The organism is Vibrio sp. La 4.2.2 (assembly GCF_027586995.1).
In the GTDB taxonomy this organism is placed as follows: Bacteria; Pseudomonadota; Gammaproteobacteria; order Enterobacterales; family Vibrionaceae; genus Vibrio; species Vibrio mediterranei.
In genome coordinates, this window is record NZ_JAPPTJ010000001.1 from 52819 (window position 1) to 65783 (window position 12965).

Here is a 12965-nt window from a genome sequence, read left to right on the forward strand (position 1 = left end):
ATTCCCTATTCTGCTTGTTCTAATACGCTGGCGACGGTGTCTTCGTCCGAGACTAACCCGTTGATCAATCCGCCTCTCAATGCCGCTAACATGGCAGACACTTTAGAGCGAGTTGCGGCTACACCGAAACTGTGTTCGATGCTATCGAGTTCTTGAAGATTGAGGCCGATAAGTTTTTGGTTGATGTGTTCTGCGCATTTATCGCCTTGTGCATCATAAAGATGGGCCAGTACTTCCCCTTTACATTGGGCGCTGATCAGCGTTTCAGTTTCATGGCCACTTAACGAGCGCAGGTCATAGTAGCTGTCACTTTCACTGGCGACGGAACCAATACCCACCAAGGCAATATCTGCGTTTCGAGCCAAGTCGAGAACGTCTTTAATGCTACGCATCTCCATCAAGATGTTGCGCTGTTCGTCGGTATCTACAAAAAGCGGCGCGTGCAGTTGGGTACTTGTTCCACCCAGCTTTTCTGCCAATTTGCTTGCTAGGTAGTTCACATCTGTGAAGTGGTGCCCCTGGATACCCCCTGTAGCCGGAACCACTCTCACATTCGGAAAGTGCATAGGTTTTAGCTGCTCAACAATCTGCGCCATGGTTTTACCCGCACTGATGCAAATAATGCTGTCTGGCTTGATGGTTTCTATAAGTAGTTCACCTGCTGCCTGTGCCACTTGGCGAGTAACGACTTCGTCATCCTGGCTGAGACTTGGCTGAATCACCGCAGTTTTCAAGCCAAATTTTTCCAACAAGCGATGTTCTAATGTATGCGTTCTTTCTTGTGGAAGCTTTAAGGTAATCTCAACTAGACCATCATCATGCGCTTGCTTAATGACACGATTCACTTTCGCTGTGGACAACCCAAGTTGCTTAGCAATATCCGACTGGCTGCGATTTTCCATGTATCGCAACGTTAAGATCTTTGCTGTCTGTCTCAATATGTCGTCACGTTCGTTCATCGTCATATCTCTACCTTTATTACTGCTTTCTGCCTTTATATAGGCTTCACATTTCGTTAACACTTAATAGCTTTTTATCTTGGCAATCTTGGTTAACAAGGTGTGAAATTTATTTCATCTGAGTAAAAAGTAATCATAGAAAAAGACTTTTACAAGTTAAAATGATACCAATCGTATCGTTTTGCCCATTTAAGTGCGTTAGATCACAAATAATGACCAAAGTGATACGTATTGTATCGATATAGCATTGACCGGCTACATTTTGTTCACTACCTTTTAACACGTGAAATATATTTCACCTGTCTGAAAGATAATTCACATCATCGAGAACAACGTGTTGTGCTGCTTTTGGCTTAATAAGAACCAAGCTGTTTTATAGAGGCGAAGCAGATGTTGCTCCAAAGACGACGAGTGAATAGCAAATAAAAATGGAGAAAATTATGAAGTCAGTGACTTTGAAAAAGATATTTAATAAAGGACTTATCGCTACGAGTATTATTGTCGCTTCAAGCCTAGCTGCCACAACACATGCAAACGAACGAATCGCGTTTTTCGTTTCTGATTTGTCTAATGTATTCCACCAATCTCAAGCGACGGAAGCAAAGCGCTATGCAAAAGAGAAGTACGGTGCTGAAGTGGTTATCTTCGATGGTAAAGCCGATTCAGCGGTAATGACGCAAAACGTTGACCAAGTAGCAGCAGGTGCATTTGATGGTGCCTCACTTCATATATGGGATGGCGAAGCAGCGACACCAGGTGTTGAAGAAGCATTAGAAGAGAACATCGCTATGACGTCTTTCTTTAGCCCAATCACTGATACCGGCATTCCAACGGCTCGAAGTGATGAAGCGACCGTTTCTTTCGATATGGGCGCACAAATGGCAAAAGCATGGAAGGAAGCGAATCCTGACAAGCCAATCGTCATGGTTCAACTCGGTTGGCCAAACCATACTGAGGTAAGTTCTGGTCGAACTAACCCATTTGCAGAAGGTGTGCTTTCGGTTGATCCAACAGCGAAAAACCTAGGCGCTCTTGATGCTAGCGGCGGCCAAGAAGCTGCGAAACAGATCATCGTTGACCTTCTTACTCAACAGCCAGAAGTTAACTTAATTTATTCCGAAGCCTCTAACTTAACCGTTGGCACAATGGCAGGTCTTAACCAGCTAGGCCGCGGCAAGTTCAAAGATGGCAAACCGGTGACAGAGATCGTTGCCAGTGTTGACTTTGACTCGGTCGAATTTGGTCAAATCTATGACCCTGAATCAAGCCTAAAAGTCTCTATGGGTCTTCCACCGATTGAGACAGCACGTGGTCGTATCGACTTGGTTATGGACGTAATCAACAAAAAAGTCGCTCCGACAAAAGATCAAGCAGAAGAGTTCTTCTACAAGGCTTACACCATCTCTTACTGGTCAATGCCAAAACCTGATGCAGAGCAATGGCTAGACGCTCAGTTCAGCAACTAACCTAGGCTTAAGGTCGGCGGCTAGACCGCCGACCTTATATGTTACTCATTTATTCAAAATCTCAGTGTTAAGGAAAAACTCGCTTCATCTGTCATGTCATCTGTGGCCTAGCAGTATCGAAGGTGCAACCACTGAAGGAGAGATCATCTTGAATAGTCACAATTCAACACCTGTATTATCAATTGAAGGGCTGATTAAAGACTACCCCGGTGTTCGGGCAGTTAACGATGTGAGCTTTGCAATTGAACGAAGTACCGTTCACTGCTTGATTGGCGAGAACGGCGCAGGAAAATCCACATTGGTAAAAATGATCACCGGTGCTATTCAGCCTACTCAAGGCGTAATGAAAGTGAACGGTAAGGATTACCGACCTACTGGCACTCAGTCAGCACGTGAATCGGGAATCGCCACTTTATTCCAAGAGCTACACGTCGTTGATGAATTGACTGTACTTGAAAACTTAACGCTGGGTATGGAACAGAGCCGATTCGGCTTTTTAATTAAATCAGATCTAGAGGATCGCGTAATCGAGACCTTAGCGACCATCGAGCCATCTATCGACCCATATGCTCGCGTCTCGACCCTAGGTGTCGCTCAAAAGCAGATTATTGAAATTGCACGTGCCGCTTCATCTGGCGCGAACGTCATCATTATGGATGAGCCAACAGCTGCGTTGTCGGAAAGAGAAGTCGAAAGACTTTTTACCGTTATTCGTAGGCTACAAGAACAAAGCGTGACGGTTATTTATATCTCTCACAAACTGGATGAGATTTTGACCCTAGGCGACCGCGTCACCGTCATGCGCGATGGCAAACACATCGCAACCAAACCCATGTCTGAAGTCGATGGCCGCGCAGAGCTTATCGATATGATGATTGGTCGAAGCATCATGCACGATTATTCCCCGCGCGACGCCATTACCGATGAAGTGTTCCTGGCGGCGCAGCGCCTTAATAACCACCGCCTCAAAGATGTCTCGTTTGATATCAAAAAAGGCGAAATCGTTGGGTTTTATGGTTTGGTTGGCGCGGGAAAAACAGAAATCGCACGAGCGATATTCGGCGCCGACAAAGTCTCAGGCACAATTCGCCTCAATGGCAAAGATGTGGGTAATTCGCCACGTGAAGCCATTGCTGCAGGTATTGCCCTCGTTCCTGAAGAACGTCGTACTCAAGGCTTATTTACCAATTTAACCATTCGAGAAAATATCCCAGTGATGAATCTACCAAGAATGTCTGACTTCGGGGTATTCAGAGAAGATGATGAGCTGAATGCAGCGATTGATTACGTCGATAAGCTCTCCATTGCCACCAGCTCAATAGAAAAGCACACAGAGAAACTCTCCGGTGGTAATCAGCAAAAAGTGGTTATCGCTAAATGTCTGTTCTCACAGGCAAAGCTTCTTCTACTTGATGAACCCACTCGCGGCGTCGATGTGGGAGCGAAAAAAGAGATCTATGACTTGGTGAAAAGCCTCGCCAACGAAGGCAACTCAGTCGCGGTGTTTTCTACAGAACTCGAAGAGATCTTGGGTGTTTGTGACCGAATCTTCTTACTTTATGACGGTTCACTGGTGTCTGAAATCAAGAATGGACCGAACGTCGACACTAACTTTATTTTAAATGCCGCTACGGGTGGCCTTGAGGAGGCAGTATAATGAACACGTCAGTAAAGCCTAATCACTCGCCAGTCGAGTATCGAAGGGTGAGCGACCAAATGTACATCACCTTGTTAGTGGCATTTGTCGCTATCGGACTCTTTCTTGTTGCGTCAGCGTTTGTCCCGAACTTTTTCCAAGTTCAAAACATGCTTAACCTGATTACCAATAACTGGGCAGTAATTTCTCTTGGTGTTGGCGTCTCTTTCTTGTTGATTTCAGGCAACTTTGACCTATCCGTTGGCGGTATTGTTGCGCTTTCAGGCGTGCTATCGGTTTGGTTTGCTCAAGCCATAGGTGGCGGTTCTGCTCTGTCCACAGGTTTAGGCTTACCTTATTGGTTAGCCGTGGTCGGCGCTTTAATGGGTGCACTGGCTATCGGTGGTCTAAACGCTCTGTTCGTCGTGAAGTTTCGCATCCCATCAATCATCGTCACGCTGGGTACTATGATGGTGGCGAGAGGTATCGCTCAGGTGATTACTCAAGGTTCGCAACGCAACACCAATTTGCCGGAGGAGTTTGGCTTGCTAGGCAATTTGAAGGTGTTTGGCACCTCAATGCAATTCCCCGTGCTGTTTATGCTCATTCTATTTTTTGTCGCCATTTTTATTGAGCGTAAAACCGTGTTTGGCCGCATCACCTATTGGATTGGCGCCAACCCTGAAGCCGCCAAGCTGTCAGGTATCGACAATTCAAAACACATTACTTACCTCTATCTATTTAGTGCACTAGTAGCCGGCATTGTTGGCATCCTGCTCTCCTCAGAGTTTAAGTCAGGCTTTTCTAATCGTGGTTTACTGATGGAGTTTGACGCATTGGTTATTGCGCTACTTGGCGGTATTGCTATTGCTGGCGGCTTCGGTTCTGTCATTGGCATGTTCTTTGGTGCCATTATCTTGGCGGTGGTAACCTCGGCTGCAACTGGGTTAACTCTCTCACCGGATTGGCAATTCATACTCAAAGCAGTCGCCGTTTTCTTAGCAATTACTGCTCAAACTTGGGCACTGTCCCTTAGAAACAAATAAAGAGGGGAAACGTTATGTCCGATTCAACCAAATCACTTAATTCATCATCTGCCCCGTCACCAGTACCATCACCTGCACTGGGCGGACAAGTGGCCGAGTTTTTCCGTAACTATTACATCTACTTTGTATTAGCAGCGATTGTTATTTTTCTAAGTAGCGTTAACTTAGATCAGTATGCACTGTTTGAGCGCGGAAACTTTCTTTATAAGAAAAACGTCATCAACATTTTACGTGTCTCCGCACCACTGTTAGTGCTTGCCGGCGCATTTACCTTGCTAATGGTTTCGGGTTACATCGACTTATCCGTTGGTAGCACCATGGGACTCACTGCGGTCATATATGCCCTCCTCGCCATCAATGGTGTTCCAATGTGGGCGGCTTTCTCCATTACCGTGTTTTGTGGTGTATTGCTGGGCGCTTTCAACGGCTTGTTAGTGGTGAAGTTTAATATTACGCCCGTTATTGCCACTTTGATTACCCTGAGTTTATATAAAGGCATCGCACTGCTTCTAGTAGAAGATGGCGTGTCAGCCATCAAGTCCATGGGCGATCTAAAAATGCCAGCATGGTTTAACGACTATGGTCGCGATGCTGTTTTACTTGGTTTGCCAATGGCATTTTGGGTAGCGGTGGGGGTTACGGCTTTGCTCATCATCCTGCAAAACCGTTCTTTACTAGGTAAATACGCCGCAGCGACGGGTGGTAACCCAACGGCGGCTAAATTATCAGGTATTAAGACTGGGCTAGTCGTCTTCACGCTCTACGCCATTGTCGGTGCAACAGCTGCGCTTGCGGGGATTGCTCGTTCAAGCTTTATGTCGCTGGGTGACCCGCTGTCGGGTGATGGTATGGAGTTGACCGCGATTCTTGTGGTGTTAATTGGTGGTACAGCGTTTAGTGGCGGTGAAGGCAAAGTACTGCGTTCATTTGTTGGTGCATTGATTATCATGACCTTAACCGTCGGGATGCTCACTCTCGTACCTGCCTACTACCAAACCTTGGTAATTGGTGGTGCGCTATTAGCAGCGGCGGCGTCAAATCACTTGGTAAGCCGAAAGCGTAACCAAGGCTAATATTCATTACAACCTAAAGAGCCAACACGTGCGCCTAGCCCTGTTGGCTCTTACTATTTGGAATAGCTTTTCCCTACTTCTATCTATCTACTTCTACTTCCATTCTTTTACTTAAAAGGTCTACTACCCTGATTTTTCGAATAAAATTGTATATGCTTAATGCAAGAAATTGACATTCAACAGGTGAAACATGGACGTTTTACGCATCATTTTACTGTTCTCGACGATACTGCTGACAGGCTCATTAAGCGCTGAAGAAAATAGCTATTGGCAATTTGACAGTGATAATGACGGAATCACTATCTACACTCGAGAACATACCGATGGCTTAGTCGAAATCCGAGCGCAAATGTTTACACCAACAACTTATAGCGCCTTCTTAACCTTATTAGAAGATAGTGAAAACGTCCCCAACTGGATAGATAACGCCAGCCATAGCCGAGTGTTAAGGCAAATATCAATCAACGAAAACATCGTTTATACCCAGTTTAAAGCGCCTTGGCCAGCGAGAGACCGCGATATGGTTACCTACTCGAAGTATTGGGTCGACGATTATGGTTTCACCATAGAAATTAACGATGCTCCTGAATCTTCATTGCCGATCCAAGAAGGCTATATTCGCATTACCTCTGTCGATGCGAGTTGGAATCTACAAAAATTGACTAATGGTACGACACTTATCGAATACAAAGCCTATGCTGACCCTGGCGGAATTTTACCCGACTGGTTGATGAATAAACTCTCGACCCAAAGTGCTAGAGCGACGTTCAATAATCTAAGAAATCAGTTACCGAGGTACCAACGCTACTCTCATCCATATCTGAAAGAATGAGCCCAATCAATACATTAATGATCCATCTCTCTTCATCTTTAGTATCAATGTTGTGAATTAATCTCCCCTCCACTCTCCATCACAGGGTCTTTTGTGCTATGATTCGCGCCCTCGCTGGTTGGCGCAGTGAAATAAGAGAAAACCGCAGTGTTCAAAGCGGTCATTAAGCAAGCGTGAGATAGAATATGAGTTGTGAACTGGTTGTTGTCGTCGATAAATTTGGGAAACCAATCGGTACCGAAGAGAAGCTGGAAGCCCACCGTTTAGGCCTTAAACATCTGGCTTTTTCAGTGCTTATTTATCGTTATAACGCTGGCCAACTTGAGTTCTTACTTCAGAAACGCGCGATCAATAAATATCACAGTGGTGGATTGTGGAGTAATACCTGCTGTTCACATCCACGTCCAGATGAAGAGATTATCTCGGCTTCACAACGTCGTCTTGTCGAAGAGCTTGGCATAACGACCCCACTCGAACTCATCGATATTGGTACCGTTAGTTATTGTGCTAAATTCAGCAATGGTTTAACTGAGAATGAACTTGATCACGTGGTTATTGCTGAATCGAACAAGGTCGAATTCAACCTTAATGCAGACGAAGCAGAACTGTGTGAATGGTGGCAGCAGTCTGATATCGAGCAAACGATGAAGGCGGAGCCAGCAACCTTCAGTGCATGGTTTCGGTTAGTTTTAGAGAAAACGACTCATCATCTAAGTAATTAGAATGACCATTTGATGTTGGCAAACAGCAGTGTTGAGGGGGTTGCTCCAAACAAGCTTCCCGAACTGCCATCAAAACGCTGTAATACGGTAAGTAATTGCCAGTCGTCAGACAATGAGTAGCTGTTGGATAAACCAACGAAAAAAGAGCCATCTTGATAGTAACTACCAGACATAGTAAATCGCGACAATGGTGTAATGTCGAAACCTAAGTCGGCGTAGCCCGTGAATTTAGTAAAACTCAGAGTTCTCGCGGTGAGAGGCAAAGTTAGATATACCGCCGCATCAATCGCTTGTTGTGGTTCACTAATATAAAGTACCGATGCTCGCCCTATCCAATTGCGTCTTCCACCAAAACTATAGTCAGTCTCAATACTCGATACGATGGTCTTTTCATAAGATTGACCTTGATACTCGGACTTCCATGGGTCAAACCATGTCAGCTCCCCTCTAAAGCCAGCACCATTAATATCACCGGCAAAACCACCACCTACAACGTAATCCAAACCTGAGCGTCCAGCTAGAACCTGCATGTCCCAACCCTTGTGATTAAAAAGATAGCGAGCAGAGTATCTCTGTAAATTGCTGTCTTTGTTGGGACTGTAGACAAAGTCTATACTGCTCGCAAATCCAAGTTTGCGGCTGAGCGATATCGCATCGGTTCCTGGTCTTTCTTCATAGTCAAAGTCGTATATCGAGTACGAGTTATACAAATCGTTAGGATTCCAAATGGTGTTCATCGCCCAATTGACTCGATAACGTCCTATTCTTGAGCTCCAGTCATCTCCTTTCCAATCAAAATACAAACGGTCAAACTGACTGTTGATGATCATGTTGTCGTTATCGACCAGGTTTCTTGATAGGTCAAAATATCCGTTGTCCGCCGCAGTAATCTCTGAATAGAACGGCGCATTCAAGCTATCGCCAGCGAGTACTCTATTGCGCATGCCTGCATTAAAACGAAATGAGGAAGAGAAGCGATACTCGTAGTTAAATCGCTGATGTATAAGATGATCTAAGGTATTCTCTCCGTGATCTGGAATACCCCCTGTCGCCATGTATTTCACATAACCAGTTAGGTCCCAGTTCTTCTCTGGCTGTAACCCCGGTATCTCCGCTTTCACTTCTACCATATAGACAGCTGCGCCAACGATAAAAATGGTGGTGACTAACTTTTTCCACATAACTAGTGTTCGAGCTCCGTGGTAAGCTCAGTTTGCAGTTTGTCGGACGCCAGTTTGCCATCTTCAAACACAATGACGCGCTTTGCCCTTTTTATCACTCGAGGATCATGGGTGGAAAATATAAATGTCGTTCCTTCCACTTCGTTCAGATGTTGCATAATATCTAGCAGTTCTGCGGTACTTTTGGCGTCTAGGTTGGCTGTCGGTTCGTCCGCCATCACAAATCGTGGTCTTGGCGCTAGAGCACGTGCGACGGCTACACGTTGCTGTTGTCCCCCAGACATTTTTGGTGGCCGTTTATCTTTCTGATTTTCAAGCCCCACTTGGGCCAATAACTCACTCGCACGCTGCTGACACTGCTTCTCTGCTACGCCTTGTAGTTGCATGACAAACTCGACATTCTCTTGAGCAGTCAGGACAGGTAATAAACTATAGTCCTGGAAGATAAACCCGATGTTGTCACGGCGAAATGCAATGAGTTGTTTCTCAGATAGCTGACAAATGTTGCTTTCCTCAATCCATACTTCTCCAGATGTAGGGGTATCAATGCCCCCTAACATATTGAGGATAGTAGTTTTTCCTGATCCCGAAGGTCCCATAATGGCGACAAACTCTCCCTGCTCAATCGTCAAAGATAAGTCTTGAACCGCATGCACCGGAAATTCACTTTTTGGGTTATAGATTTTATTAAGCTGTTTAATCTCTATGGTCATCTCAATTCACTTACCTTTTGATTATTTCTTATCAGACATAGCTTCAACGGGCTTCTGTTTAAGGATTTGTCGTGCAGGATAGAGCGCAGCCACTATAGAGGCGATAAACACGGTAACAAATACCATCAGGTATTGTTCATTGGAGACCGTTGGGAACAGTAACGTATCTACGCCATAAGCACCTAACCCTTGCGCCATAGAGCCAAGTGACAACCCCGTGTGACCTAAAATAGCAATAAGTGCTTTGCTAAATACAATACCTAAAACGGCACCTAAGCTACCTAGTAACACAGTTTCTAGCATCACCAGCATAAAAATCTTGTGCTTTTGCATTCCCACGGCCATTAAAACGCCAAATTCTTGAGTACGTTCAAAAACCGACATCAACATGATATTGACGATACCAAACGCCATCGCCACAACAAAAACCGTCAACATCACTTGATTACTGATTTTCATCGTATTAATCATGGTTGCCAATAGCGGTTGCAATTGATACCAACCTTGTACCACGTTACCACTTGGAATGAGCGATTGCAGGTCTGAGACAACATGTCGTACTTGCTCCTCACTGTCAGCGTTAGCCTTTGCGGTTACTTGGACGGCATATTCATGAACACCATTAAGTTTTGCCAGAGATTGGATGTCAGACTTTCGGACTAAGACGTGACCATCATCGTAAGCAGATGATGGCGTTTTAAAGATACCGCGAACTCGGAATGCCGCTCCCGTTACCTCTCCTTTAGGGTCGGTAAACGTAATCACCACCTTAGAGCCCACGCGAAGCTTTAGACGCTGCGCATTTTTGGCCGACACTAATATCGGGTTACGACCTTTTTCATCAAGCCACTCCCCATCAACGAGACGTTCTGCAATTGGTGTAAAGTCACGTTCATTGGTCGAATCTATGCCCAATACCGTTACACCACGGGTGCTGCGAGCTGATGCCATCATGCCATCCACAACGAACCTAGATACCCACTGATTGATATTCGAGTTTGCCTCAAGTGCAGCTTCAATTTGCTTATCACCAATTACGGTGTCTTTAATATCAGGATTCTCATCGAATCTTTGATTATGGATCTGTAAGTGACTGGTTTGCCAAGCAATAGCATTATGGACCATGTTGTCAGTCATACCATTCATGAATCCCATCATGGCAACCACCCCCACCAGACCGAATACCATAGCGCCCGCCATGATCCCGGTGCGAATTTTGTTGCGCCATAGATTACGCCACGCCAATTTAATGAGCATGTGATCCCCCTTTTAGCGCAGAAACCAGATTGAGACGATAGAGACGCCAACTTGGGTAGACTAGACACAATAATAAGATGAACGTGACAGCCACGGCTTGGGTCATAAATAACGAAAGATCGAGGTGAACCGGAAGAATCGGCTCGAAGCCGGCTTCAAGCATCATTTGAGCAGCATCACCTGTTATCTCGATAGGATTTAAGAAGAAATAACCTAGAACTGGCATGGTCAATAGCGTACCGATAACAATACCTAAAAGACAAATGAACGCCGATTCAATGAATAACAACCCCAGTAGTTGACGTCGTACCATGCCCGTTGCAAGCATAACGCCAAACTCTCGCTGCCGTTCCAGTGTCATCATCATGACAGTCGCAAACAAACCAAAACCAACAATGCCATATAAGATGTAAATTAAGAAAATTCCACCTGCACGATCCAAGGCAATTTGTTGCGCCATTTCAGGGGATAGGTCTTGCCAATCCCTAACTTTCAATTGATCCTGATAATGATCTTTAAGCTTTGTTTCGACAGTTGCAACGTCATCAAGGGAGTCGGTGTGCAATACCCAAGAAGTGACTTGATCACCAGTACTGTATAGCTCTTGTGTAAGCTTGATCGGCATATAAACCATTTGGTTATCCAGTGCTTTCACTGGGAAATGAAGCAATCCATTTACAGTGTAAAGCCCCGCAGCAGTGTGTCCTCTGTAACCTTGCCCGTAGAGTATTATTTCATCACCTACGTTCAGTTTTAAGTACGAGGCTAGTCCTTCACCCAATAAAACACCGTTACTGTCAGAATCGATAAAATTCCCAGAACTGACTTTACTACTAACATGTGAATAGCGATCTTCTGCTTCTGGATCCACGCCCAAAACCAACACACCCTTAGAGCGGTCATCGGCCGCAGCCAATGCTACAGACTCAAGTCTCGGCAAAATATAGCTAACACTGTTCATGTTCTTTAGATAAGGAAACTGCTCCAGGTCACCCGATATCACATCATCGATACTATTGCTTTCGGCATATTCTGGGTGCTGTAATTGAATGAGACCGGTATAAAAGCGTGCCGCGTTATCTATGTTGGCGTTGTAGCTTCCTTCTTGAAAGCTACGAGTTAACAGAGACAAAAAAAGGGCTAATGCCAACGCCGATGCGGTTAGCAAGGTTCGGCGTTTTTGTCGCCACAGATTTCGCCAAGCCAGTTTTAATAACATGATGAACGCTCACTCCTTGTTTTCATGTGGGCCTTAGTCACGTAACGCTTTCATTTGGCTTTGAGAGAAGAAGCTGTCTTCAATAGCAAAATTAAACTGTGCTTGATGAGTGATCATTTCTGTCTTCTGTCCGGGTTTGTCAGCTGGAATCATCTCCATACGTGTTGCCACTTTACGTCCACCTAATTCCTTGATATCAAAGGTTTGCATTGTATTTACCTTCTCATCAAACTCGTCATAGAACTCCGCTTTACGTTGTAAGAAAGTCTCTTTTGAAATCCACAGTCTTACCTTACTCCAAACTACTGGCGCATCCGGCTTAGCATAAGCGTCAATGACCCAAGTTTGCTCACCATCGAAACTCTCTTCTTTTACTAACTCATGTGTGTAATCAACCACAATAGAAGACTGGTTTATGAGGTCATCATTGGTAAAGTCCGATCCCATCCATGACTGTCCCAACATAGATGGCGCAATCTTTACCACCCTCTCAATATTCGGTAACCAGTTCCACATTTCCCGTTGACGTTTTAGCGAGGCAGAGCCTTTATCTTTTGCAGGTGCTGTAACCAAAACAAGGGAAAGATCTTGCCCTTTGGTCCAACTCTTCATACTCATTGTTCTCGTCCAATCAGGCCTGATAATACGCATGGTCAGTTCGGTATAGCTTGAGTCGCCTCTCATAGATTGGTCAGATTTGATGACGATATCCGATGGGCTTAATGCCAGGCTCGGTAGGGAAAACAGTAGTAGTAAGGCAGCAATAGCGCGCAATATAAATCTCATTGAGAACACCTGTTCTTATCGGTTTGGAAGACTATATCAATTCTTTAAATATATATTTGTGACACATGACATTTC

General features: G+C 45.0%; 12 protein-coding genes. 6 read left to right on the forward strand and 6 right to left on the reverse strand.

The genetic code is table 11. From position 1 onward, the window contains the following. Positions 1–5 precede the first annotated feature (5 nt). Complete coding sequence (locus tag OH456_RS00215) at positions 6–965, reverse strand: sugar-binding transcriptional regulator (RefSeq protein WP_270032562.1); 960 nt, start codon at positions 963–965, stop codon at positions 6–8. Positions 966–1399: 434 nt separating this feature from the next. Between OH456_RS00215 and OH456_RS00220 the strand changes: the two genes are divergently transcribed. The 6 genes from OH456_RS00220 to idi all read left to right on the forward strand — a co-directional run bounded on the left by OH456_RS00220 (position 1400) and on the right by idi (position 7734). Continuing rightward, positions 1400–2425: a sugar ABC transporter substrate-binding protein gene (locus OH456_RS00220; protein ID WP_006070493.1), complete on the forward strand. Its 1026-nt coding sequence runs from the start codon at positions 1400–1402 to the stop codon at positions 2423–2425. Between the two features lie 148 nt (positions 2426–2573). Beyond that, positions 2574–4082 carry a sugar ABC transporter ATP-binding protein gene (locus tag OH456_RS00225; RefSeq protein WP_252039645.1) on the forward strand — a complete coding sequence of 503 codons (1509 nt, stop codon included), beginning with the start codon at positions 2574–2576 and terminating at the stop codon, positions 4080–4082. Further along, on the forward strand, positions 4082–5107 hold the full coding sequence (locus OH456_RS00230) for an ABC transporter permease (protein WP_088878264.1): 1026 nt from the start codon (positions 4082–4084) through the stop codon (positions 5105–5107). The genes OH456_RS00225 and OH456_RS00230 overlap by 1 nt, the downstream gene beginning before the upstream one ends. Positions 5108–5121: 14 nt before the next feature. Further along, entirely contained in the window at positions 5122–6180 is a 1059-nt protein-coding gene (locus OH456_RS00235) for an ABC transporter permease (RefSeq protein WP_252039644.1), read from the forward strand. A 190-nt stretch (positions 6181–6370) separates the two neighbouring features. Beyond that, complete coding sequence (locus tag OH456_RS00240) at positions 6371–7012, forward strand: START domain-containing protein (protein WP_252039643.1); 642 nt, start codon at positions 6371–6373, stop codon at positions 7010–7012. Between the two features lie 185 nt (positions 7013–7197). Further along, entirely contained in the window at positions 7198–7734 is a 537-nt protein-coding gene (gene idi / locus OH456_RS00245) for an isopentenyl-diphosphate Delta-isomerase (RefSeq protein WP_031494129.1), read from the forward strand. Here the strand turns inward: idi and OH456_RS00250 are convergent. From OH456_RS00250 to OH456_RS00270, 5 genes are read right to left on the reverse strand one after another with little or no spacing between them, the layout of a single operon-like run. Then, a complete protein-coding gene (locus OH456_RS00250) occupies positions 7731–8864 on the reverse strand; it encodes a hypothetical protein (RefSeq protein WP_252040008.1) in 1134 nt (377 codons plus the stop codon). The two genes, idi and OH456_RS00250, sit on opposite strands and share 4 nt — an antisense overlap. A 53-nt stretch (positions 8865–8917) precedes the next feature. Further along, entirely contained in the window at positions 8918–9628 is a 711-nt protein-coding gene (locus OH456_RS00255; RefSeq protein WP_006070500.1) for an ABC transporter ATP-binding protein, read from the reverse strand. A 21-nt stretch (positions 9629–9649) separates the two neighbouring features. Then, positions 9650–10885, reverse strand: a complete 1236-nt coding sequence (locus OH456_RS00260) for an ABC transporter permease (RefSeq protein ID WP_252039642.1) — start codon at positions 10883–10885, stop codon at positions 9650–9652. Further along, positions 10875–12104 (reverse strand): ABC transporter permease, encoded by a 1230-nt coding sequence (locus OH456_RS00265; protein WP_252039641.1) that lies wholly within the window; start codon positions 12102–12104, stop codon positions 10875–10877. The genes OH456_RS00260 and OH456_RS00265 overlap by 11 nt, the downstream gene beginning before the upstream one ends. Before the next feature lie 33 nt (positions 12105–12137). Then, entirely contained in the window at positions 12138–12890 is a 753-nt protein-coding gene (locus OH456_RS00270; RefSeq protein WP_038222067.1) for an outer membrane lipoprotein-sorting protein, read from the reverse strand. Positions 12891–12965: the final 75 nt, after the last annotated feature.

Coding starts and splice junctions, on each gene's coding strand:
- OH456_RS00265 (WP_252039641.1), bottom strand. CDS start 12,104: ATGTTATTAAAACTGGCTTGGCGAAATCTGTGGCGACAAAAACGCCGA.
- OH456_RS00270 (WP_038222067.1), bottom strand. CDS start 12,890: ATGAGATTTATATTGCGCGCTATTGCTGCCTTACTACTACTGTTTTCC.
- OH456_RS00230 (WP_088878264.1), top strand. CDS start 4,082: ATGAACACGTCAGTAAAGCCTAATCACTCGCCAGTCGAGTATCGAAGG.
- OH456_RS00255 (WP_006070500.1), bottom strand. CDS start 9,628: ATGACCATAGAGATTAAACAGCTTAATAAAATCTATAACCCAAAAAGT.
- OH456_RS00250 (WP_252040008.1), bottom strand. CDS start 8,864: ATGGTAGAAGTGAAAGCGGAGATACCGGGGTTACAGCCAGAGAAGAAC.
- idi (WP_031494129.1), top strand. CDS start 7,198: ATGAGTTGTGAACTGGTTGTTGTCGTCGATAAATTTGGGAAACCAATC.
- OH456_RS00235 (WP_252039644.1), top strand. CDS start 5,122: ATGTCCGATTCAACCAAATCACTTAATTCATCATCTGCCCCGTCACCA.
- OH456_RS00220 (WP_006070493.1), top strand. CDS start 1,400: ATGAAGTCAGTGACTTTGAAAAAGATATTTAATAAAGGACTTATCGCT.
- OH456_RS00240 (WP_252039643.1), top strand. CDS start 6,371: ATGGACGTTTTACGCATCATTTTACTGTTCTCGACGATACTGCTGACA.
- OH456_RS00260 (WP_252039642.1), bottom strand. CDS start 10,885: ATGCTCATTAAATTGGCGTGGCGTAATCTATGGCGCAACAAAATTCGC.
- OH456_RS00215 (WP_270032562.1), bottom strand. CDS start 965: ATGACGATGAACGAACGTGACGACATATTGAGACAGACAGCAAAGATC.